This window comes from Streptosporangium subroseum (assembly GCF_900188345.1).
GTDB classification, from domain to species: Bacteria; Actinomycetota; Actinomycetes; order Streptosporangiales; family Streptosporangiaceae; genus Streptosporangium; species Streptosporangium subroseum.
The window spans coordinates 290,601-313,363 of record NZ_FZOD01000003.1 but is presented as its reverse complement, the minus strand read 5'-3'; the positions used below and the strand labels follow the sequence as shown (position 1 = coordinate 313,363).

The following is a 22,763-nucleotide window of genomic DNA, read 5'->3' as shown; positions in this document are numbered from 1 at the left end:
GGATTTTCATGCAGGACAGCGCCACGGTCGCAGCGGCCGACATCGCACGGCTGGCGGGGGTCGGGCGCGCCGCCGTCAGCAACTGGCGTCGGCGGTTCGAGGACTTTCCCTCCCCGATCGGGGGGACCTCGAGCAGCCCTCTTTTCTCCCTGTCCGACATCGAGGAGTGGCTACGTCGACAGGGCAAGCTGGCGGAGGTTCCGCTCGACGAGAGGGTCTGGCAACAGCTGAGGGCCAGTGTCGAGGACCTACGGCTCGCCGAGGTGGTCGGCCAGGTCGGGGTCTTTCTGCTCTTCCTCGATAGATCGCCACCGAAGTGGAAGCAGCTTGCGGGGAAGACCGACGCCAAGGTGTCCGAGCGGCTGAGCGATGAGCTCGCATCACTGGGCCTTCCAGGGGCGCCCCCAATGGTCGCGGCGATCTCGCTCCTGCGATCCGTCGCCGAACTGGCGGAGGAGCGTGGCGCCGTGGCGACGTTCGACTTCCTCTACGAACGCTACCTTGAGGCCCATTCCAGGCGCGTGGCGACGCTGTCGGCGGATGTCGCCGATCTGATGGTGGAGCTGGCCTCGGCCGGCAATGGCACCGTCTTCGATCCTGCCTGCGGGCTCGGCACGCTTCTGATGTCCGCGGCCGACGCCGGCGCCGCGAGCCTCGCGGGGCAAGAACGGGATGAGGCCGCCGCGCGCATCGCAGCGGTACGGCTGTCGCTGCACGGTCGTGAGAGCACGGTTCACACCGGGGACTCCCTTCGCGAGGACCGGTTCGGATCCCTGCAGGCCGACGCCGTCGTCTGCAGTCCCCCCTTCGGGGAGCGCAGCTGGGGTTACGAGGAACTGGCCAGTGATGTCCGCTGGCAGTACGGCCTGCCACCACGAGGCGAGCCCGAGCTGCCGTGGGTCCAGCACGGGTTGTTCCACGTCAGGGCGGGCGGGCATGTGGTGATCCTGATGCCCTCCGCCGCCGCGGATCGCCGCTCCGGACGCCGGATCCGGGCGCAACTCCTGCGCACCGGCACGTTGCGAGCGGTCGTGGCGCTGCCCGCAGGTGCGGCACCGCACGCTCTGGGGGCGCCGCACCTGTGGATTCTGCGCAAGCCGGAGGCCGGCGACCCCATCCCATCGCACGTTCTGATGACGGACGCCTCGGAGATGTCGTGGCCGCAGGTGCGAGAAGCCGTCCTGGAGAGATGGCGGTCCTATCCCGCCGATTCCGATGGTGCTGTGCCCCTCATCGACCTGCTGGACGAAGACGTCGATCTGACTCCCGCCCGGCATGTCGCGGGACGCTCGGCCAACAGCGCCGGACAGGAGTTCACGACCTCCCTTGAGGCGATGGTCTCGTCCACCGTCGTGCTTCAACAAGCCCTTGAGGAACTGCGAGCGTTCACGACGGCCGGGGAGGAACTGCCCAAGACCACGATCGCGGAGCAGGCCAGAGCCGGTGCCATCGCCATCCACCAGGCGTCCAGACAGGAGATGGGATCGGGAAGGATGCCGGTGCTGACCGTGGAGGACGTGATCGCCGGCCGGTCCCCGAGCGGACGTACCTCCGTCACCACGGACACGCTCGTTCTCGAGCCCGGGGATGTCGTCGTCTCCGCCGGAGGCCGCTCGTTCATCGCGCGGATGGTGAAGGAGGGGGGCGCGGTTCTCGGATCAGGGTTGCAGCTCTTCCGGGTGGATCCCGAGCGGATCGACCCGTCCTGTCTGGCCGGATTCCTCAGGATCGCCGGGGCCCAGACCTCCAGGCGTGGTCAGACGGGAACCTCACGGTCGGACATCCGGCGCGTGGAGATCCCCCGACTGCCCCTGCACGAGCAGAGGCGCCTCGGTGACGCTTTCCAGAAACTGGAGGCCATCGAAGAAATGATCGGCCGACTTGTGAACGAAGGGTCCGCCCTGGTCGGGCTGGGTCGTGAGGGTCTTGGCGACGGAATTCTCCGGAACCGTCTGCCATAGCCCGGTCGTCCCTGCGGGCTCCTTCCGCACGGTCTGCGGGAGAGTGGGAAACGCGGGAGCGGCCACCCCGCTCGTGCCACAGCGGCGCCACCTCCGTGCCAGAGCCGTCCGCTTGGCAGACGGTCAATGAGCTGGGCACTTATCCCTGGACCTTTCATGGACGCGGGACGGGGTGAGGGCGTACGGCGGGGCATCGGAGGGAACCACATCGGAGACGACGTTGGAGTTCCCCCCTCCCGAACCGACGAGGGCGATGTGACCATGAGACTTGCGGGGGCTCGCGTGCTGATCACGGGCGCGTCGTCAGGCATAGGGGCCGCGACCGCGCGGGCGATGACCGAGGTGGGAGCCCGCGTCGTGCTGTCCGGTCGTGATCGTGAGAGGCTCGAAGCCGTCGCCTCGGAGACCGGAGGACAGGCGCTCACCTGTGACCTCACGACGGACGTCGCCGGTCTGGCCGAGCGCGCCGGAACGGTTGACGTCCTGGTCTGCAACGCGGGGACCGGATGGGCCGGGCCATTCGCGACGATGCCGGACGAGACCGTCGAGCACATGGTCGCGTGCAACCTGACGGCCCCCATCCGCCTGACCCGGTCGCTGCTGCCCGCCATGATCGAGCGCGGCCGGGGGCACCTCGTCTTCGTGGCCTCGATCGCCGGAGCGGTCGGTGTGCGGGACGAGGCGGTGTACGCCGCGACCAAGGCGGGCCTCCTCGTCTTCGCCGAGAGCCTGCGGTACGAACTGCGCGGGATCGGCGTGTCCGTCGTGCTGCCCGGCGTGGTGGACACCCCGTTCTTCGAACGGCGCGGTGCCCCGTACACCCGCCGATGGCCCGTGCCGATCCCCGCCGAGCGGGTCGCCCGGGCCGTCGTGGCCGCCGTCGAACACGGCCGCCCCGAGACGTACGCCCCGGGCTGGCTGCGGCTGCCGGCACGGCTGAAGGGCGCGGTGCCCGGCCCCTTCCGCGCTCTCGCCGGGGTGTTCGGCAGACAGTGAGCCCTCGTCCATCGCGCGTCAGGCAGTGAGCCCTCGGCCATCGCGCGTACGGTCCGGAGCGACTCCTGGGCACGGGACCCGGTCTCCTGCGTGCCGGGACATCCGGCAGGCGGGACGGGTGCCCTGCCCTCGCGGGGGATACGGCCTCTCAGGCGTTGCGTATGGCCCTGAGCGACTCCTTGAGAGAGGTGAGCGTGGCGAACACGGCGGTCGGCTCGTACCCGCAGTGGGCCATGCAGTTGGCGCACCGGGGATCGTGTCCCCGGCCGTAGGAGTCCCAGTCGGTGTCCTCGATCAGCTCCCGATAGGTCGCCGCGTAGCCGTCGGACATGAGGTAGCAGGGCCGCTGCCAGCCGAACAGCGAGTACGACGGGATGGCCCACGCCGTACACCGGAAGTCGGTCCTGCCCTCCAGGAAGTCCAGGAAGAGCGGTGAGTGGTTGAACCTCCACCGCTTCCGGTTCCCACCGGAGAACGCCTTGCGGAACAGCTCCCGGGTCTCCTGCACGCCGAGGAAGTGCTCCTGGTCGGGCGCCTTCTCGTACGCGTATCCGGGAGAGATCATCATCTCGTCGACACGAAGGTCGTCGTTGAGATAGTCGAGAACGTCGATGACGGTCTGCGGGCTGTCGGTGTTGAAGAACGTCGTGTTCGTGGTGACCCGGAAGCCGCGGCGCTGGCACTCCCTGACCGCGGCGACGGCCTCGTCGAACACGCCGTCCTTGCACACGGACTCGTCGTGGCGCTCACGCATGCCGTCCAGGTGGATGGTCCACGCGAAGTACGGCGAGGGCTCGAACAGGTCGATCTTCTTGGGGATCAGCAGCGCGTTGGTGCACAGGAACACGTACACCTTCCGGGCGACCAGCTCCCGGACCATCTCGTCTATCTGCGGATGCATGAGCGGTTCCCCACCCGCGATCGACACCATGGGAGCGCCGCACTCCTCGACGGCGGCCAGGGCCTGCTCGACCGGCATGCGCCGCTTCAGCACGTCGGCGGGATGCTGGATCTTTCCGCAGCCCGCGCATTTCAGGTTGCAGGCGAACAGCGGCTCCAGCTCCAGCAGGAGCGGGAACTTCGCACGTCCGCGGAGTTTCTGGCGGAGGATGTAGCCGCCGATACGCAGGCGCTGGCGAACTGGCATCGTCATATGGATTGCACCTCCTTGAGCGATGTGAACCGACTGGTCTCTTCACCGTGCGTGGACGGCATGCGGATGGTCTTTTCACCGTGCGTTTGCGGCATGCGGATGGTCTTTTCGACGTCCGGGTGCGGCATGCGGTGGGTCGGCGGCGGTCGCTCGGTGAGCGGTACGTAGGGGAGGTCGGTGGTGGCCGCCCAGCGAGCGAGGATCGGGCCGAGCCGGCGCAGCGTGCGGTACGCCGTGATGCCGCCGCGTATCGTGGCCGGTCGGATCAGCGGGACGGCGGGGGTGTCGACGATGACGCGCAGGGCGGCGAACGGCCGGTCTGCCGCCGCACCCGCCAGCGGTCCGGTCTCCATGTCGACGGCCAGCGCCCCTTCGCGGGCGAGCCTGCGGCGCTCGGCTCCCGTCACGATGTGACCGGAGGTGACCAGCGGCCCGCTGCGTGCGGGCAGGCCGGCCCGGGCCAGCTCCTCGGCGAGGAAACGCGCCGAGGAGCAGGGCAGCACCCGCCCCTCGAAGCGGACCTCGCTCGCCACCAGCACGTCCCCCGGGCGCAGGCACCCGCCGAGGGCTCCGCCGAAGCCGACCACCGCCACCGCTCCCGTCGAAGGGAGCAGCGCCGCCGCGCTCGCGGCCCGGCCCGGGCCCATCCCGATCCGGATCACCTCCACGTCCTCGGCTGACAGGCCGTCCCCCGAGATTTGGGGGAAGTCGCCCAGTGAGGTGCGCGAAAGGCTGTCCTGCGAGGCTTTCGGGAGGTCATCCCGTGCGGCGCGTGGGAGGTCGTTTCGTGAGGTGCCCGGGAGATTATCCCGTGAGGCCCGCGAGAGGCCGCCTCGCACAGCTCGCGCCTCGATTCCCAGGGCGGCGCAGATCAACAGGCCGTTCACGTCAACGCCTCCGGGACCTCGTCGCCCGAGCGCACGTAGCGGCCCAACGCGCTGATCGGGAAGACGAGCCGGTAGAGGTGATAGTTGATGTAGAAGTCGCCGGGGAACCCGGTCCCGGTGAAGTGCGGTTCGTCCCAGGTGCCGTCCGCCCGCTGGTGACCGACCAGCCACTCCACGCCTCCGCGCACCGCCGGTGAACGCTCCCCGGCGGCGAGCAGCGCCAGAAGCGCCCACGCCGTCTGAGACGGTGTCGAGTGGCCGCGCCCGATCCAGGCGGGATCGCTGTACGAACGCAGGTCCTCACCCCAGCCGCCGTCGCCGTTCTGGTGCCGTTCCAGCCAGGTGACGGCCCGCCGCACGCACGGGCTGCCGGGCCGTACGCCCGCCGCGATGAGCGCGGGGAGCACGGCGCCGGTGCCGTACACGTGGTTGGCCCCCCAGCGGCCGAACCACGATCCGTCCGCCTCCTGCGCCTTCAGCAGCCAGACGACGGCCCGCCGTACGACGGGGGAGTCGGGTTGCTCCGCCGCCAGAGCCTCGACGACGTGGGCGGTGACATCGGCGGTCGGCGGGTCGATGACCGCGCCGAAGTCGCAGAACGGCAGCTTCTTGCAGAGCTCACGGGTGTTGTCGGCGTCGAAGGCCCCGAAACCGCCGTCGCGGGACGCCATGCCGGTGATCCAGCGTACGGCGCGGTCGATGGCCGGCCGGACGTCCGGATGGCGTACGCGGCGGAGGGCGAGGATCGCCTCCGCGGTGTCGTCGATGTCCGGGTAGCCGTCGTTGTCGAACTCGAACGCCCAGCCGCCGGGCGGCAGCGACGGCCGTCGTACGGACCAGTCACCAGGGCTCCGGATCTCCTCGGCGAGCAGCCAGCCGGAGGCCTTGACCAGGGCGGGATGGTCGTCGGGGAGGCCCGCGTCGAGGAGGCCGTTGACCGCGAGAACGGTGTCCCAGACGGGAGACTGGCAGGCCTCCAGCCTGCGGCCCTTCTCGTCGCGGATCGTGAACCGGTCGAGCCCCGCCATGCCCTTTCTCATCACCGGGTGGTCGAGGTGGTAGCCCTGAAGATGCAGGGCGATCAGCGAATACACCCACGGGGGCTGGATGCCGCCCCAGGACCCGTCGGACTCCTGCCGCGCCACGATCCACTCGGCGGCCCGTCTCAGCGCCGCCTGCCGCAGGCCCGGGACGGGACGCCGTTCGTAGCGGTGCAGGGCGCGGTCGAGAGCGGTGAACACCCCGCGCGGACGTGGCCGGACGCGACGCCCGGTGCGCAGCTCGGCCAGGTCGAACGGGAGCGGCCGCACCGGGCGGCGCGCGCTCACGATGGTGAGCGGCACGATCGTCTGCCGGGCCCAGCAGGCCCAGTCGTAGACGTTGAGCGGGAACCACGGCGGCAGGAACACCATCTCGGGCGGGAGGACGGGGAGTTTCTCCCACCTCCACTGCCCGAACATCGCCAGCCAGATCCGGGTGAACACCCGGCTGGCCTCGATCCCGCCCGATTCCCGGATGAACCGGGCCGCGGCCCACATGTGCGGCGCGTCGGTCCGGTCACCGGCGAGCCGCAACGCCGTGTACGCCTCGATCGTGGTGGACAGGTTGCCCGGCCCGCCGTGGAAGTTGGTCCAGGTACCGTCGTCGCGCTGCTCGGAGCGGATCCACCGGGCCGCCTCCGCGGTGTCCTCCTCGGTGCGGATGCCGAGGAACTCCCGGAGCAGCAGGTCCTCCGCGTCCATGGTCACGTTCGTCTGCAGCTCGGCCTTCCACCACCCCTCGGGCGACTGGAGATCGAGCAGATGGTCGCACGCCGCGTCGAGGGCGAGCGCGGCGGAAGTGGGCGCGGCGACGGTGGTCATGTCAGTGGCCTCGGGAGGTGAGGAAATGGGCGATGTCCAGGAATTCCGCACGGACGTCCGCGGGCATGTCGACATCGGCGAGATGGCGTTCGGCGGCGTCGAGCCGGTGCTTGGCCTCCGTCTCGGCCCAGGATCGCCCGCCCGTCTCCTCGACGAGCCGGGCGGCCTCCTGAAGATCGGCCTCGGCGAGCGGCTCCGAACCGGCCAGCAGGCCGGCGAGCCGTTCGCCGCCCGCCGTGCCGCTGGTGAGCGCGGCGACGACCGGAAGTGACTTCTTGCGGGAACGCAGGTCCGACAGCACCGGCTTTCCCGTCACCTCGGGGCTTCCCCAGATGCCCAGCAGGTCGTCGGTGAGCTGGAAGGCCAGGCCCGCCTCGGTTCCGAACGCCGTCAGGGCCGCGACCAGCGGAGCCGGACCGCCCGCCGCCGTCGCGCCGATCGAGCAGGCGCAGGCCAGCAGGGAGCCGGTCTTCAGCGTGGCCATCTCCCGGCACTCGTCCAAGCTCACATCGGAGCGCAGCTCGAACTCCAGGTCGAGCGCCTGGCCCGCGACCAGCTCCCGGGTGGCGATGGACAGGCGGTGCGCGGCCCGTACGCGGCCGGGCGCGCCGTCTTCCAGCAGCAGCTCCCCGGCGAGCGAGAGCAGGCCGTCGCCGGCCAGGATGGCCGCCGAGCAGCCGAAGACGGTCCACGCGGACGGCCGGTGCCGCCGCATGCGGTCGCCGTCCATGATGTCGTCGTGGAGCAGCGAGAACGCGTGCACGAGTTCTACCGCGGCGGCGGCGGGCAGGTACTGCTCCGCGCTTCCCCCGGCCGCTCTCCCCGACAGGATGACCAGGGCGGGACGCAGCGCCTTGCCTCCCGAGGAGACCGGCCCTCCCGCCGGATCGGTCCAGCCGAGGTGATAGCTCGCGACGCGTGCGGTCAGCGGATCGAGCCGGGCCACGGCATCCCGCAGCACGGGCTCCACGAGCCCGCGCGCGGCCCCGACCGACGGCGGGATGACCGCGGTCACCGGGCGGCCTCGTTCTTCAGATGCTGCCTGACCAAACAAGCCGCGTTGAGCCCGCTGCGCACGGCCGCCTCCATCGTGTCGGGCCAGCCCGTGTCGGTCCACGCGCCGGCGAGAAAGAGTCCGGGCCACCGGGTGGCGGCCCCGGGACGGAGCGCGCCGCTGCCAGGACCCTGGCGAAAGGTGGCGCGACGTTCCCTCGTGACGAAAAAATCGATGATCCGGGCCTGACACGCCGCCGGGAAGAGCCGCTCGATCGCGGGCACGAACACGGCCCGCACCTGCGCGGTGGGCATGTCGATCCAGCGCTCCGCCGCCGAGACCGAGATCGCGAGATACTGGCCGTCCTGCAGCCCCGATGCGCGCGTCTTGTCGAACACCCACTGCACGGGTGAGTCCACGACCGCGGCGAACGGCACTCGGGTGACCCGCCGGTCGTAGACGACGTGCACGTTGACGATCGGGCTCGCGTCCAGGCCGCTCCAGAGCCCCCTGCCGGGTACGGCCTCGCCGGGCACCAGGGTCGCGGCCTGCTCATGAGGTGTGGCGACGATGACCGCCGACGCCCTGATCCGGGTGCCGTCCACCATGATCGCCGGGCCCGTCTCCACGGCGGTGACCTTCGCCGACAGCCGTACGGCACCGCCGCGGCGCACGATCGCGGTCTGCGCCGCGGTGCCGTGCAGCTCACCGAGGGGTACGGAGGGAACCCCGATGTCGGCGGCGTCCGCCCGGCCGAGCAGCGCGGTCTTGAAGACCATCGCCGCCGGACCCAGGGCCGCGCCCTCGACACCGACGTTCAGGGCCGCCATCGCGAACAGCTCCCAGAGCGCGCGTCGCGCGGCGTCGCTCTGCCCGTGGGCGGCCAGCCAGCTTCCGAGATCGGTCCGGTCCAGCGCCGGGTCCGTCGGGTCGAGCCGGCGAAGGGCCAGCGAGACCCGCATCGCGCGCAGCCGATCGGCGGGTTTGAGGAGCGGATACCTCGCCAGCGCGGGCAACAGATGGAACGGCCCCGGCAGCACTCCGCGCCGCAGCCGCTCGCACCGTCCCGCCGAGGTGAGCACCCGCACGTCGAACCGGTCCTGGACGTGTACGCGCCCGGCGCCGCCGAGCCGGTCGAGCAGTCCGCGGTAGGCCGTGCAACAGCGGAGGAACACGTGCTGGCCGTTGTCGACCATCATCCCGTTCCGCGCGAACGAATGGGTCGCGCCACCCAGCCTCGGCCGAGCCTCGTACAGGGTGGCGGTGTGGCCGGCCTCCCCGAGCGCGATGGCGGCGGCGATGCCCGCCAGCCCGCCACCGATGATCGCGACCGGAGCCTCCCTCATCGGCCCGCCCCCGCCAGGGCGCGTGCCGCCACCATCGCCTTCCTCCACGGAGGCAGTGACAGCCGTGCGGCCAGCGCCTCGGTGGGATCCGACATGATGCGGTCGAGCAGGCACCGGTAGATGCCGGCCATCGCCGCGGTGCACGCCGCGCTGCGTCCGTCGAGCGTGGGCAGCAGGCGCATGCCGTCGCGGAACCAGCCGCGTGCCCGGTCGGCCTCGAACCGCATCAGCTCGACGAGCCGATCCGGCGGGTCGGTGAACCTGCCGGAGGAGTCGATGTCCAGGGTGCATCCGAACCGTTCGAGGTCCTCGGACGGAAGGTAGATCCGCCCGGCCAGCCGGTCCTCGCGTACGTCCCTGAGGATATTCGTGATCTGCAGCGCCACCCCGAGGGCGTCCGCCAGGGGGACCGCCTCATCGGCGTCCTCGGTGCCGAAGACGCCGAGCGACAGCCGGCCGATCGACCCGGCGACGCTCCGGCAGTACGACAGCAGCTCGTCGAACTGCCGGTAGGTCGTCCCGCGCACGTCCGCGACGCACCCGTCGATCAGTTCCTCGAACGCGGAGAGCGGGAGAGGGTAGCGGCGGGCGGCGTCGTAGAGCGCGACCAGCACCGGGTCCTCGAGACCGGGGGGTCCCGTGCTCAGTGCGAACGGCACCAGGTCTTCCAGATCGGCCGTCGCCATGCCGTGTCCGAGCGGCGCCGGGGCTTCGAGATCGGACGTCGCCGCGCCGTGTCCGAGCGGCACCGGGTCTTCGGGATCGGATCGTGCCGCGCTCAGCGCGACCGGCACCGGGTCTCCGGAACCGGACGTCGCCGTGGCATGCCCGAGCGGCACCGGGTCTTCGGAATCAGACCGTGCCGCGATGGGTGCGTACGGCACCGGCTCTTCGAGCTCGGGCCGTGCCGTGTTAAGCGCCGCCCGCGCGGTGGCCAGGTGGGCCAGGCGCTGCTCGACCGGCTCGTCCCCGTCGGCGATGTCGTCGATCCGTCGTGCGAGCGCGTAGACGGCGCTGAGCGCGCGGCGCTTGGGGGGCGGCAGCAGCCGGAGGCCGTAGGAGAAGTTCCGTGCCTTCTCGCGGACGACCTGCTCACAGTGCTGGTACGCGTCAGAGATCTCCACGGCCGGGCCTCCTTCTGCTGAGGATCCGCAGCCACTCCGTCAGCAACCTCGTGCGGCGCGGGCGTACGGCATGCCCGAGAACGTCGTACCGGGCCCGCGTCAGCGCCGCGACGGTGGCCAGGCCGCCCGCCATGTAGCCCGCGACGGCGAAGCGGGTGAAGCCCGTCACAGAGGAGACGAGCGGATCTCCCTCGTGGAGCAGCCGCCTGGCCCGTTCGGTCTGGAGCGCGACGACGCCACGCAGCCGGGTGGGGGTGACGACCTTGGCGAGGTCGCTCTCGACGCAGCCGAACCGGCGCAGGTCCTCGCCCGGCAGGTAGACGCGGCCTCGCGTGTAGTCCTCACCGACGTCCTGGCAGTGCTCGATGACCTGCAGCGCCGAGCACACACGGTCGGACAGGGCGAGCCGCGCCGGGGTGGCCATGCCGAACACGTGCAGCACGATGTGCCCGACGGGGTTCGCGGACAGCTCGCAGTAGGCGAGCAGGTCGTCGAAGGTGTCGTATCGGCTGACGCTCTGGTCGACCCGGTTGGCCTCGACCAGGCGGCGAAACGGCCGAGCGGGGATGGAGCAGGTCCCGACGGCCCGTTCGAGAGCGCTGACGGCCGGCAGGCGAGGAGCCTGCCCGGCGTACAGGCGGTCGAGGTCGGCGTCGACGTCGTCGAGCAGGCGGAGCGGATCCTCGGCCTGGGGTTCGTCTCCGATGTCGTCGACGAACCGCGCGAAGCCGTACACCGCGAGGAGGTGGTGGCGGTGGCTGCGCGGCAGCAGCCGTGAAGCGACCGGGAAGTTCTCCCGGCGTGCTCGACGCGCGGCGTCCGAGAGGTCTTCCCGGGGTGTTTCATGCGCGACGTCCGAAAGGTTCTCCCGGAGCGTTTCATGTGTGGCGTCCGGAATGTTCTTCCCGGGTGCTTCATGCGTGGTGTCCGGAAGGTGATCCCGGCGTGCCCGGCATGCGGCGTCTGGAAGGTTCTCCCGGGGTGCTTCGTGCACGACGTTCGGAAAGTCCTCCCGACGTGCCTGACGCATGACGTCTCGTGCGTCGTCTCCCCCCGAATACATAAATTTGAGCTTGTCCCTTGTGGGCCGCTATAAACGCGAGGGCGTAGTTCGTTGGTGTTTATCGGGCGGGAGCTGGGCAAATATTTGATATCTCGCCGCAGTCTCGTTTTCGGCGAATTAATATTTTTTTCAGGGGGGCGACATAAACCGGCTTGAAATCAAAGTCACCGCAAAGTACGGCGCGGCTTTTTCTATCGTTACGCCTTCAGACGGCGGTGGTCTCGTAAACCTCGCGAGGGGCCGGACGGCAGGGGAGGACACCGTGATCCCGCAGCGGCCCGATCCGCAGGCCCGCGGATCGGCAACGATCAACCAGCTCCGGCAGGGCGCCGAGTCCGGATCGCCAGGAGCCGGGGGCCGAGGTGCAGTCGGAGTCGTGCAGCAGGAGAGTGGCCCCGCCGCGCAGGCCGGGAGTCATGGTGTCCAGCACGGAGGCCGGGCTCGCCGACCGGGTCCAGTCCCTGCCCCACGCGGTCCACAGCACGGGGCGCAACCCCAGCCCGCGGGCGGCGATCAGGATCTCCGCGCTGAGCACCCCGTAGGGCGGCCGGTACCAGGTGGGGCCGACGCCGGTGACAGCGGTGACCAGCTCGGCGGCCCTGCTCATCTCGGCGGCCATCCGGCCCGGACGGGTGATGAGGGCGTTGTCGTGTCCCCAGCCGTGCACCGCGATCTCGTGGCCCCGCGCGACGATGCGGAGGCCGAGCTCGGGATGGCGTTCGAGCATCTCGCCGAGGACGAAGAACGTGCCCCGGCACCCGAGTCGCTCCAGTTCGTCGAGGAACCGCGGGGTGGACTGCGGGTCGGGCCCGTCGTCGAAGGTCAGCGCGACATGGTCGGCGGTCCCCACCCCGGCGAGACCGGGAAGCAGGCGGCGCACGGCCGGCAGCCAGGTCGCGGCGGGTCCGACGTGGAGCACGGCCAGACCGGCGAGTGCCAACGCGGTGCGGTTCATCACATCAAGTCTGCGAGCCAAAGGACACGATGCGCCAATGCGCCACACTCCGTTAATTCAAATCTGCGTGCGAAAGGCCACGATGTGCCAACGCGCCGCGCTCCGTTATTTCAAGTCCGCGTGCGAGAGGGACCATGACGCGCCGGCGCGTCGCGTTTCGTTGTTTCGGATCTGCGTGAGGTCGTTTCAGGTCCGCGTGAGATTGTTCCAGGTCCGTGTGAGAGAGACCACGATGCCGGCGCGGCACGGTTCGTCACGCCGGTTCCCCGCGCGGGAGGCCGCGGCGCGGCCCACGGTGCTGATCCTCAGCGCGAGCATGGGGTCCGGGCACGACGTGATCGCGATGGAACTGGTCAGGCGGCTCGCCGCCGAGGGCGTCGAAGCCGAGGTGGTCGACATCCTGGACCTGCTCCCGCTGCGGCTGGGGACGGCACTGCGCGGGTGGTACAGCTGGATGATGCGCTCCGCCCCCTGGCTGTACGCGCTGATCTACCAGATCTTCTTCGTACCCGGCCGGGCGCCGTCGGTGTCGCCGCTGACGATCGTGATCGCGGCACGGCTGAGAAGACTCGTCGGCAGCCGGCAGGTGGCCGAGGTCGTCTCGACCTTCCACGTGGCCGCGCAGGCGGCCGGGCATCTGAGGTGGCATGGTCGTCTGCCGGTCCCCAGCACCGTCCTGCTGACCGACTTCGCGGCGCATCGGCTCTGGTTGCATCCGGGAAACGACCGGTATCTGTGCCCGGACCTGGCGACCGCACACGTCGTCCACACCGCGACGGGCTGCCCGGTGTCCTGTCACGCTCCCGTCGTACGGCTGGGATTCCGGCGGCCCGGTCCCGGGGTGACGCCGATCGTACGTCCCGATTCCGGGCAGCCTGAGAGCGGCGCGGTACCGGCCGTGCATTCGGACTCCGGACGGACGGAGAGCGGGGTGGCGCCGGCCGTGCATTCGGATTCCGGGCAGCCTGAGAGCGGGGTGGCGCCGGCCGTACGCCCGGAGCCGCGGCCCGGGATCGGTGCGGCGTCGATGCGATCCCGGATCGGTGCCCGCGCGGGAGACCGGTTGGTCCTCGTCTCGGCCGGCGCGTGGGGCGTGGGCGGTGTGGAGGAGACGGCGCGCGTCCTGGCTCGCTCGGGACGCTACCTGCCCGTCATCCTCTGCGGGCACAACCGCGAACTGCGCCGCCGTCTGCGGCACACGGGCATCGCCCTTGGCTGGTGCGACGACATGCCGGGGCTGATGGCCACCGCGTACGCGCTGGTGGACAACGCGGCGGGCGTGACGTGCAGGGAGGCGATGGCGGCCGGAGTGCCGGTCGTCTCCTACCGGCCGATTCCCGGTCACGGCCGGGACGGCGCGAGGGCCATGGCGCGGGCCGGACTGAGCGTGTACGCGCGTGACACGGGGGAGCTGCTCGCGGCGCTGGACCGATTCGGTCACGGAGAGGAACGCGACCGGCAGGTCGCCCGGGGAGCCGCACTGTTCGCCCTGTCTCCCGCCGAGTCCTTTCTCGTTCCTCCGGGCCTCTGACCCCGTCCCCCGCTCCTTCGGAGGCCCTAACGCCGCTGGGCCTCGGGCCTCATCCCTCGCGCTTGGGAGGCACTTCACGCTCCCGGGCCTCTGGTCTCATCCCTCGTTCTTCGGAGGCCCTTCACGCCCTGGGGCGCCGGTCTCATCTCTCGCCTTTCGGGGTCCTCACCCCTCCCAGGTGCCGGCCCCAGGCCGCCGGTGGATGGACGATCGGGCCAGCCGGACGCTGCCGTAGAGGATCAACCCCAAGCCGAGCAACTCCAGCATGATCCACGGACCCAACCGGATGTCCTCGTCGAACAGCGCGACGCCGTACCCGATGCTGGCGACGGGGTCGGTGACGTTGAGCGCCGGTTGAACGGTCACGAGGCTTCCGCTCTGCAGCGCGTTCTGCAGGAGGAAGAGGCTGATGAGGCCCGCCACGACCATGGAGTACAGCGGCCAGGTGGTCAGCAGGCTGAGCGGGTCCTCCGCGAAGACACGGGTGTTCTCGGTTATCAGCGCGGCGGTGAAGGCGAATCCCAGGCCGGACGCGGTCCCGAGCAGGACCGCCCTGGACTCGCCGTGCCTGAGCCTCGCCATCGCGACCAGACATCCCGCGATACCGACCGTCACGATCGTGGCGATCACCCAGTCGGCCGGTCTTGGGATTCGTTGTTCCACCGTCGGGTCGGCGCTGGCGAGCAGGATGGTCAGCCCGGCGGTCAGGATGCCGATGGCCAGCCACGTTTCCCGGGACAGCCGGGTGCGCGACAGGCACGAGAGGAGAATCATCGTGAAGGGCAGTTCGACGACGAGGATGGGCTGCACGAGGGAGAGCCCGCCGAAGCTCAGCGCGGCGGCCTGGAAGACGAAGCCTCCGATGAGCGCGGCGATGCCGCCCAGCCACAACGGGCGCCGGATCAGGTCCCAGATCAGTATGAGCCTGAACGCGTCGCTTTCCGGCACGGTCCGCGTCGCGCGCTTCTGCAGCACCGATGAGAGGGCGTTGCACGCGGCGGTGAGCACGGCCAGGATCACCGCGATCATCGATGCCCGGCTTTCCGGACGCAGGCGGTGCGCCGTCCATCAGTGGAGATCATTAAGCGTGCTACCCGCTTCGCGACGTCGTGGCATATCAGCACTACGAGCATCGGTGAACAGGTCGGCGGCGCCGGTGCTCCACGCCGCTCACGGCATCGACTAAAACGACCTTTGCCCCCGCATGGCCTTTCCGGAGAGGCGGTCCAGGGATGTCATGGCCACCGGACCACCTGGACGACGGGTTCCGGCCGGACGGCTTGTGACCGCGCGTCAGGTGAAGATCGCACGGTGCCGCTGTCCGCTTGCCGTCCGGAATCTGGACTCGACGGGGGAGTAGGCGGTAGAAATCCAACCATGCCGAGCACCTGGTTCTGCCTCGCGATCCACAGCCCAGCCCCCGCCAAGCTGGCCGACTTCTGGGCTCGCGCGCTGGGTTACCAGATCGTCTTCGAGGGCCCGCAGGGCGAGGTGGCCATCGCCAAGGACGAGTTCAGCCATCCGGGGATGGTCTTCGCCCCGCTTGACGAGCCCAGGCAGGGCAAGAGCCGCCTGCACATCGAGCTCAACCCCGACGATCAGGACGCCGAGGTCGAGCGGCTGATCGGGCTGGGGGCCCACCGGGTGGACATCGGGCAGCCCGAGGACGCGGGCTGGGTGGTGCTCGCGGACCCGGACGGCAACGAGTTCTGCGTGCTCGCTCCCTGGAGGCATCCTCTGGAACCGGAGTGACCGGGGAGGGAACCGGCACGCTTACGGAGTGCTGATCTCCTGGATCTTCACGATCTGGCCGCGGTAGACGGTGATCATGGCGGCCCGATACCCCGCCTCCAGATGGGCGGTCAGCCCCTGCGTGGAGCAGCGTGTGGTGCCCAGCCCTCGCTCGTCGGCGGTCACCCGGGTCCCGGAGATCTTGCAGCCGGTCGTGCTGTAGAGCACTGCCTTGCTCGACACCGGCGATCTGTAGCCGGAGACGTCACCCTTTTCGGGGCCGGCGAAGAACCCGTCCTCTTCCTGCTTGCCGCTGACCCATCTGACGGGCGTGTACTCCGCGGTGCCTTTGTTGTAGGAGCGCACCCAGCCGCGCAGGATGCCGTCGTCGCGCGAGCGGAGGATGCCCTTGGTGAAGTCGTGGTGGGAGGCGGCCTGGAACCGCGTCCCGTAGACCTTCGGCATCGTGAACTGAGGGATGGCGGAGGAGGTGACGCTCGCGGACGTCCCATCCGCGACGGTCAGTGAGAGCGACGCCGCGACGGCGACGGTGGCGGCGGACCCGAGCAGACGGCGAACGGAGCGATGCATGGTCGATCTCCCGAGGCGAGGGGTGCCCCGGTTCCCCTGAAGCACTGCCCGGGGCTCGCTGCGTCCATTAGTAGGCCCCATCGATTGCAGCGTGTTTGCAATCCATGCCCGTTCGCCTGTGGCATGACCGCGGGAGGAGAGGCCGTCTCCGGCGCGACCCGCGGATACGTCAACGTCAAAGGTGGTCCGGACCGCCTGATGCGTCGATTGACGGGCCGGTGCCGGTCGATCAATGGTCCAGCACCATGAGGACGACGAGACCTCCGAAGTGAAGCACCACGAGGAGCACGATGAGGAAGATGAACACGAACTTGGCGGGTCCGTGCTCGAACTGCTTTCCCTCTCGCAGCGGAGCTCTCTGTGCCTGACGGTCGGCGATCCGCTCTTCCAGCGTTTTCCTCTTCTGACGAGGCATGACGGTCTCCGGGGTGGAGTGAGTGCTCATCCGGCCGCACCCCCGCACAGCACGGGCGGCGGTGTCACGAGGCGGCCCCCCGCTCGACGGGGGCCGTCCTTCCAGTCGATCTTCACGGCTCCGGGGATGCGGTCCTTGTCGTAGGCGCCGACCAGGACGGCGCCGGCGCCATCGAAATGTTCCAGCACCCAGGGGGCGTCGACAAGCACGGTGGAGCGGCTCATGGCTTCTCTCCGATGGTAGGAAGGGGGCATCGAGGGCGCCCGCTGCGGCCGGCGGGGGATGGATTAGTGCACTAACTGTTCGTACGCTAATTTTATAGCACGGCTACGACTTCCCTGGAGATGCCATTGAGTGACATCGGCGACATTCCCGACCCGCTGTCCCTGGAGAACCAGGTCTGCTTCGCCCTGGCGGTCGCCTCGCGCGGTGTGATCGCGGTCTACCGCCCGTTGCTGGAGCCGATGGGGCTGACCCATCCTCAGTACCTGGTGATGCTGGCGCTGTGGCAGTACGCGCCGCTGTCGGTCAAGGACCTCAGCCGGCTGCTCCAGTTGGAGCCCGCCACGCTGTCCCCCCTGCTCAAGCGCCTTGAGGCCAGCGGGTTCGTCCACCGTTCGCGTGCCGGCCAGGATGAGCGTTCCCTCGCGGTCACCCTCACCCCGGCCGGTCGGAGGCTTCGCGACGAAGCCGAGAAGATCCCCGCGGCGATCGTCGAACGCCTGGGAATGGAACTGGCCGAGCTCCAGCAGCTTCACGGGATGCTGACCCAGGTGATCGCCGCCGCCGGCAGCGCCAACGCCGCTCACCGGGCCGTGCGCGGACAGGCGTCGGCCGTGTAAGGGGCGCGGAGCTTCCTGCCGTACGGGCCCGGGATCCGGACGACCGCCCGCGCGAGCAGGTCAACGTCGCCTTCGGCCCGCTTGGGCGGAGGCCTCCGGCGGCCTGAGCCGGTCGATGGGTGATGTGCCGGTAGGGACAGTCCGTTCTTCTTTCTTTACCTCGGACCCGCCGCGAAGAGGATGCTCGATATCTTGCCCGTTCCGTATCTTCATGTAACTCAGCGTGACGATGAGTGAAATGAGGAGAGGCGACATGCGGGATTCATCGGGGTTGTTCAGTCGGCGCGGTGTGCTCCACGCGGGCATCGGTCTGGGTGCGCTTTTCGGCCTTGGACGAGCCGGGGTGGCATCGGCGGCAGACGTCGCCGAGCGCGCGGGTGACCTCGGCGCCGGTACGGCGCGGACCTCGGAGCCGGCTCCCTGGCAGGCACGCCACAATCTGTCGTCGGCGCAGTATCAGGCGGAGTTCGACCGGCTGACCGGGCGGGGTTACCGCCTCGTGCACGTGGATGGCTACGAGGCCGGTGGGAGGGCCCTGTACGCGGCGATCTGGGAACAGTCGAGTGGACCGGCATGGATTGCCCGGCATGGTCTGACGTCGGCGCAGTATCAGGCGGAGTTCGATCGCCTGGTCGGGCTGGGCTATCGCCTGGTGCATGTGGATGGCTACGGCGTCGGCAGGGAGGCCCAGTACGCGGCGATCTGGGAGCGGTCGAGTGGGCCCGCGCGGGTCGCGCGGCATGGTCTGACGTCGGCGCAGTACCAGGCGGAGTTCGACCGATTGACCGGGCAGGGCTACCGTCTCACCGACGTCAGCGGTTACAGGGTCGGCAGGGAGGCCCAGTACGCGGCGATCTGGGAGCGGTCGAGTGGGCCCGCGCGGGTTGCGCGGCATGGTCTGACGTCGGCGCGGTATCAGGCGGAGTTCGACCGGCTGACCGGGCGGGGTTACCGTCTCGTGCACGTGGATGGCTACGAGGTCGGCGGGAGGGCCCTGTACGCGGCGATCTGGGAGCGGACGGGTGGATCGGCGTGGGTTGCGCGGCATGGTCTGACGTCGGCGCAGTACCAGGCGGAGTTCGACCGGCTGGTCAGGCAGGGTTACCGGCTCTCCGATGTCAGCGGTTACGGCACCGGCTCGCCCCGGTTCGCGGCGCTCTGGCTGAAGGAGACAACGGACGACGGGGCCGCGCAGCGGTCCACGGGCGTCAAATGACCCCGGTCGCTCACCCTTCGGCCGGTACGGGTGTCGAATGACCCCGGTCGCTCACCCTTCGGCCGGTACGGGTGTCGAATGACCCCGGTCACTCACCATCCGGCCGGAACGGGTGTCGAATGAGCTTGGTCACTCACCCTCCGGCCGGAGCTGTCCGCCGCCGATCCGAGGACGCTCCACCGGCTCACCCGGCTCCATCCAGAGCCGGGTGAGCCGGTGGAGCCGACTTCAGCTGCCGCAGTGTTCGAAGGGGCTGTTGTAGACGGAGGCGCCCGCCTTGCCTCCCCATTTGACGCACTTTCCGGGTGCCGCTGCGCGTACCGGGCCCGCGTAGTAGGCGAAGTTGCCGGAGTCGGTGACGCGGCTCTTTCCCTGCACCTCCAGGTAGGCGGTGGTGGCGGTGGCCGTGCCCAGCGAACTGCTCTTGATGGTGGCCACGCAGTTGTTGCCGTTGGCGGTGTTGTAGAGCAGGTAGACGGTGCCCGCCGAACCCAGCGCCGCGGAGTCGACCACCGTGTAGCCGGAGCCGCATACCGACTGCGGGGTGTGCGGGTTGCTCCCGCCGCCGTTGTCGCCGCCGACGTACTGCATGTACTTGGCCCAGTCCCAGTTCGGGCCGGGGTCGGTGTGGTCGTTGCCCGGGACCTCGACGTGTCCGAGGATGTGGGCACGGTCCTTGGGGATGCCGTACCGGTCGGCGATGCTGCGGGTCAGCGCGGCCGACGCGCGATACATCGAGTCGGTGAACCAGGAGGCGTTGTCGACGAAACCTTCGTGCTCGATGCCGACGGACCGGCTGTTGTAGTCGCGGGCGTGGAAGGCCCTGTCCTTCTCGCGCACCATCTGGGTGATGTCGCCGTCGGAGGAGCGGACGACGTAGTGGGCCGAGACCTGGGCGGCGGGGTTCTGGAACCAGGAGATCGTGCCGGCGTAGGAGCCCTGGGTCACGTGGATGACGATTCGGTCGATCACATTGCTCGTCGGCCGGCTGGAGACGGCGTAGTTGGACGAGCTGGCAGGCACCCAGTGCGCCGAGGGGTAGTCCACGGCCGCGGCCGCGAAGGATCTGTCCAGGTCCCGCGTCTGGGCGTAGGCGCCGCGATCGGGCCGCACGGTCTGGGCGGTCACGGTCACGGTTTCGCCGTCCGGGGTGGCGGTACGGACACCCGTGGCCATCAGGTCGTAGACGGTGTCGGCGTACAGCCTGGCCACCTCGGCGGTCGAGGCGTTGCCGTATTCGGCCACCGCCGCGTACCACTTCCCGGCGCCCTTACGGGCGGTGGCGTCCAGCCCGAGCTCGTCGGCGTAGGCGCGCAGCACCGCCGCGCCGCCCACGACGTTGGCCGCGTCGTCGGCCTTCAGTGTCGCGACCGGCTGTCCCGTCAACGAGGCCGCTCGCTCCAGGGTGTGGCCGGCCGGACTGCTGACCAGGTGCATGACCCCGTAGCCGCCACTCGCGCTGGGCGCGCCATTGTGGCCGTCGAGATGGGTCTCGGCGTATCCGAGCGCGACCAGCAGGTCGCGGGGCACCTCGTAGGTCGCGGCGGCGCGAGTGAAGGCGTCGGCCAGGGGATCCGGGGGAGCGGCGCTCGCGGGCGGTCCCGCCAGACACACGAGGGGGATGAGCGAACCGGCCAGCAGCGCGGCTGAACGGCGAAGTCGGGCCTTCACGGGTGCTCCTTCTAGCAGGTGGGGGGTGTCGAAGGGGCCGCCCCCGCTTCCCGGGGCGGCCCCTTGCCTGACGTCAGCCGCAGTGTTCGAAGGGGCTGTTGTAGACGGAGGCGCCGGCCTTTCCGCCCCACTTCACGCATTTGCCGGGTGCGGTGGCGCGTACGGGGCCCGCGTAGTAGGCGAAGTTGCCGGAGTCGGTGATCCGGCTCTGTCCCTGTACTTCGAGGTAGGCGGCGGTGGCGGTGGCCGCGCCGAGGGAGGTGCGCTTGATGGTGGCCACGCAGTTGCTGCCGTTGGCGGTGTTGTAGAGCAGGTAGACGGTGCCCGCCGAGCCCAGGGCCGCACTGTCGATCACGTCGTAGCCGCCGCCGCAGACCTCCTGCGGGGTGTACGGGTTGCTGGAGCCGCCGCAGTTGGCCGAGGTCACCGTCGCGCCGGGGTAGCCGAACGTGGACCCGTTGAAGACGGCCTTCTGGATGTTGGACGGGTAGCTGGTTCCCAGGCGCACCTCGTAGTGCAGGTGGGGTGAGATGGCGTTGCCCGGACTGCTGGTATTGCCGACCGTGCCGATCTGCTGGCCCTGGGAGACCGTGGCGCCCGCGCTCACCGAGCGGGTGTTCAGGTGCGCGTAGTAGGTGGACCAGCCGCCGCCATGGTCGATCTTGACCAGGTTGCCGTACCTGTTGACCGATCCCTGATGGGCCGAGATCTCCACCGTGCCCGCCGCCGCGGCGACCACGGTGTCTCCCAGGTCTGCGTTCGCGGTGCTGCCCCGGTTGAAGTCGATCTCCCACGACTGGTGCGCGCTGCTCGCGCCGGAGTTGCCCGTCCAGGCCTGCCCGCAGGGGAAGGGCAGCTGGAAGTTGGTCGCCAGGATGGTCGCGCCGTCACTCGGTACGGAGTCCGCCGCGGTGCCGACCGGCACCGGCTCCGCCAGAGCCGCCGCACCGGCGTTCGGCGCCATGACGGCGCCGCCCGCGAGGCTGAGTAACAGGGCGAAACCTGCCGTGACTACCCCTTTGAGTCTCATATAGATCCTCTCTTGCGACCCCGGCGGGCAAGGCCTTGACCGGAACCGCGCGCTGTCTGTTGGATCTCTCCGAAAGTCTCCCGCTGGGGTTAAGGGTCAGGATTGACTGCATAAAAATCATCCAAAATCGGCACGACGATCTATCCGGCCCATATATACGGCCTGCTTCTCGCGCTCGCGGCGGCGTCCGTGCCGCAGGAGTTCTGCCGGGCTGCTCGTTTCCCCCGAGATCCCGCCTCTGCCGATGCGCCACCCAGGAGTTCGACCGTCACCGGGGAGCGGGGAACGTGGCCGCGATGATCATGGTTGAGTGATGCCGGTCACATCACCTTGACCTCAACAAAGCTTGAGGTTTGAAGATGTCCGCAGCGACATCAAAGGAGAGTGATCGGTATGCGAATCGTCCAGGTGACCGAGTTCGGGGGACCCGAGGTGCTGGTGGCGGGCCAGGCGACGGATCCGGTCGCCGGATCCGGGCAGGTCGTGGTCGGGGTGTCCGTCGCGGACATCCTCTCCATCGAAGTGCAGCTCCGCAGTGGCTGGGGCGCCGAGTACTTCAACCTGAGCCCGCCGTACGTGCCGGGGAGCGGGGTGGGCGGAGAGGTGATCTCCGTCGGGGAGGGTGTGGATCCCGCCTGGATCGGCCGGCGTGTCGTCACCGGGACCGACGGCGGTGGTTACGCCGAGCGGGCCGTGGCTCCGGCGGAGGAGCTGATCCCGGTGCCGGACGGACTGGCCGTGCGCGAGGCGACGGCACTCCTCCAGATCGGCCCCGCCGCGCTGAGCCTGGTCGAGGCGGCCGGGATCAAGCCGGGGGAGCGGGTGCTGGTCACCGCGGCGGCCGGTGGTCTCGGCAGCCTGCTGGTGCAGCTCGCCCACGCGGCCGGCGCCCACGTCATCGCGGCCGCTCGTGGCAGGCGCAAGCTGGACCTGACCCGGGAGCTGGGCGCCGATACCGCGGTCGACTACTCACAGACGGACTGGCCCGAGCGGGTGCGTGAGGCGACCGGCGGCGAGGGAGCGGACGTGGTCTTCGACGGCGCCGGCGGGCAGCTGGGCCGGTCCGCGTTCGAGGTCACGGCACGGGGCGGCCGGTTCTTCGCGTACGGCGTGCTCGGTGGCGGCTTCGCCCAGGTCGACCCCGGAGAGGCGGAGCGGCGGGGGGTGAGCGTGCGCGGGATCGAGCAGGTGCAGTTCGCGCCCGGCGATGCCAGGCGACTGGCCGAGCGGGCGCTGTCGGAGGCGGCCGCGGGCCGGATCAGGCCGGTCATCGGGCAGACCTTCCCGTTGGAGCGGGCCGCCGACGCGCACACCGCGATCGAGATCCGCGACGCCGTCGGAAAGACCCTGCTGCTGATCTGAGACACCTCTTCATGCGCGTCCGGAAGCTCATAC

Annotated in this window: 21 protein-coding genes; 7 read left to right on the top strand and 14 right to left on the bottom strand. The window is 69.9% G+C overall.

Features of this window, described 5'->3' with window-relative positions; translation table 11 throughout:
- Positions 1–8: 8 nt before the first annotated feature.
- Positions 9–1,961, top strand: coding sequence for an N-6 DNA methylase (locus CHC08_RS05115; protein ID WP_089205969.1), 1,953 nt, complete (start codon positions 9–11; stop codon positions 1,959–1,961).
- Positions 1,962–2,222: 261 nt separating this feature from the next.
- Positions 2,223–2,957, top strand: a complete 735-nt coding sequence (locus CHC08_RS05110) for an SDR family NAD(P)-dependent oxidoreductase (protein ID WP_089206015.1) — start codon at positions 2,223–2,225, stop codon at positions 2,955–2,957.
- Positions 2,958–3,105: 148 nt separating this feature from the next.
- Here the strand turns inward: CHC08_RS05110 and hpnH are convergent, their stop codons facing one another.
- The 8 genes from hpnH to CHC08_RS05065 form a co-directional block, all read right to left on the bottom strand.
- A complete protein-coding gene (hpnH, locus tag CHC08_RS05105; protein WP_089205968.1) occupies positions 3,106–4,110 on the bottom strand; it encodes an adenosyl-hopene transferase HpnH in 1,005 nt (334 codons plus the stop codon).
- A complete protein-coding gene (locus CHC08_RS05100) occupies positions 4,107–4,772 on the bottom strand; it encodes a phosphorylase family protein (RefSeq protein WP_143653113.1) in 666 nt (221 codons plus the stop codon). The genes hpnH and CHC08_RS05100 overlap by 4 nt, the downstream gene beginning before the upstream one ends.
- A gap of 221 nt (positions 4,773–4,993) precedes the next feature.
- Positions 4,994–6,859, bottom strand: coding sequence for a squalene--hopene cyclase (gene shc / locus CHC08_RS05095; RefSeq protein ID WP_089205966.1), 1,866 nt, complete (start codon positions 6,857–6,859; stop codon positions 4,994–4,996).
- Position 6,860: 1 nt separating this feature from the next.
- Complete coding sequence (locus tag CHC08_RS05090; protein WP_089205965.1) at positions 6,861–7,874, bottom strand: polyprenyl synthetase family protein; 1,014 nt, start codon at positions 7,872–7,874, stop codon at positions 6,861–6,863.
- Positions 7,871–9,199, bottom strand: coding sequence for a hydroxysqualene dehydroxylase HpnE (gene hpnE, locus CHC08_RS05085; protein WP_089205964.1), 1,329 nt, complete (start codon positions 9,197–9,199; stop codon positions 7,871–7,873). The genes CHC08_RS05090 and hpnE overlap by 4 nt, the downstream gene beginning before the upstream one ends.
- Positions 9,196–10,323, bottom strand: a complete 1,128-nt coding sequence (locus tag CHC08_RS51240; protein ID WP_245878132.1) for a squalene/phytoene synthase family protein — start codon at positions 10,321–10,323, stop codon at positions 9,196–9,198. Before CHC08_RS51240 ends, hpnE begins: the two co-directional genes overlap by 4 nt.
- The gene (gene hpnC / locus CHC08_RS05070) at positions 10,310–11,353 is read right to left on the bottom strand and encodes a squalene synthase HpnC (RefSeq protein ID WP_089205963.1); all 1,044 of its coding nucleotides are present in this window, start codon (positions 11,351–11,353) and stop codon (positions 10,310–10,312) included. The genes CHC08_RS51240 and hpnC overlap by 14 nt, the downstream gene beginning before the upstream one ends.
- A gap of 238 nt (positions 11,354–11,591) precedes the next feature.
- Entirely contained in the window at positions 11,592–12,341 is a 750-nt protein-coding gene (locus tag CHC08_RS05065) for a polysaccharide deacetylase family protein (protein ID WP_089205962.1), read from the bottom strand.
- 232 nt (positions 12,342–12,573) lie between these two features.
- Here CHC08_RS05065 and CHC08_RS05060 point away from each other — a divergent pair, with 232 nt between their 5' ends.
- Positions 12,574–13,872, top strand: coding sequence for an MGDG synthase family glycosyltransferase (locus tag CHC08_RS05060; protein ID WP_245878131.1), 1,299 nt, complete (start codon positions 12,574–12,576; stop codon positions 13,870–13,872).
- 165 nt (positions 13,873–14,037) lie between these two features.
- Here the strand turns inward: CHC08_RS05060 and CHC08_RS05055 are convergent, their stop codons facing one another.
- The gene (locus CHC08_RS05055; protein ID WP_089205961.1) at positions 14,038–14,901 is read right to left on the bottom strand and encodes a DMT family transporter; all 864 of its coding nucleotides are present in this window, start codon (positions 14,899–14,901) and stop codon (positions 14,038–14,040) included.
- Between the two features lie 348 nt (positions 14,902–15,249).
- Here CHC08_RS05055 and CHC08_RS05050 point away from each other — a divergent pair, with 348 nt between their 5' ends.
- The gene (locus CHC08_RS05050) at positions 15,250–15,624 is read left to right on the top strand and encodes a VOC family protein (protein WP_089205960.1); all 375 of its coding nucleotides are present in this window, start codon (positions 15,250–15,252) and stop codon (positions 15,622–15,624) included.
- 21 nt (positions 15,625–15,645) lie between these two features.
- On the opposite strand, the gene CHC08_RS05045 is transcribed toward CHC08_RS05050, so the two are convergent.
- From CHC08_RS05045 to CHC08_RS52875, 3 genes are all read right to left on the bottom strand, one after another.
- Positions 15,646–16,194, bottom strand: a complete 549-nt coding sequence (locus CHC08_RS05045; protein ID WP_089205959.1) for a hypothetical protein — start codon at positions 16,192–16,194, stop codon at positions 15,646–15,648.
- Between the two features lie 229 nt (positions 16,195–16,423).
- The gene (locus tag CHC08_RS05040; protein WP_245878130.1) at positions 16,424–16,639 is read right to left on the bottom strand and encodes a hypothetical protein; all 216 of its coding nucleotides are present in this window, start codon (positions 16,637–16,639) and stop codon (positions 16,424–16,426) included.
- Entirely contained in the window at positions 16,636–16,833 is a 198-nt protein-coding gene (locus tag CHC08_RS52875) for a rhodanese-like domain-containing protein (protein ID WP_089205957.1), read from the bottom strand. Before CHC08_RS52875 ends, CHC08_RS05040 begins: the two co-directional genes overlap by 4 nt.
- A 126-nt stretch (positions 16,834–16,959) precedes the next feature.
- Here CHC08_RS52875 and CHC08_RS05030 point away from each other — a divergent pair, with 126 nt between their 5' ends.
- Positions 16,960–17,451 (top strand): MarR family winged helix-turn-helix transcriptional regulator, encoded by a 492-nt coding sequence (locus tag CHC08_RS05030; RefSeq protein ID WP_089205956.1) that lies wholly within the window; start codon positions 16,960–16,962, stop codon positions 17,449–17,451.
- A gap of 253 nt (positions 17,452–17,704) precedes the next feature.
- Entirely contained in the window at positions 17,705–18,667 is a 963-nt protein-coding gene (locus CHC08_RS05025) for a hypothetical protein (RefSeq protein WP_218825129.1), read from the top strand.
- 228 nt (positions 18,668–18,895) lie between these two features.
- On the opposite strand, the gene CHC08_RS05020 is transcribed toward CHC08_RS05025, so the two are convergent.
- The gene (locus CHC08_RS05020) at positions 18,896–20,338 is read right to left on the bottom strand and encodes an N-acetylmuramoyl-L-alanine amidase (RefSeq protein WP_089205955.1); all 1,443 of its coding nucleotides are present in this window, start codon (positions 20,336–20,338) and stop codon (positions 18,896–18,898) included.
- Between the two features lie 73 nt (positions 20,339–20,411).
- Positions 20,412–21,368 carry a M23 family metallopeptidase gene (locus tag CHC08_RS05015; protein WP_089205954.1) on the bottom strand — a complete coding sequence of 319 codons (957 nt, stop codon included), beginning with the start codon at positions 21,366–21,368 and terminating at the stop codon, positions 20,412–20,414.
- A 393-nt stretch (positions 21,369–21,761) separates the two neighbouring features.
- Here CHC08_RS05015 and CHC08_RS05010 point away from each other — a divergent pair, with 393 nt between their 5' ends.
- Positions 21,762–22,730 carry a zinc-binding dehydrogenase gene (locus tag CHC08_RS05010; RefSeq protein ID WP_089205953.1) on the top strand — a complete coding sequence of 323 codons (969 nt, stop codon included), beginning with the start codon at positions 21,762–21,764 and terminating at the stop codon, positions 22,728–22,730.
- The last annotated feature ends 33 nt before the right edge of the window (positions 22,731–22,763 follow it).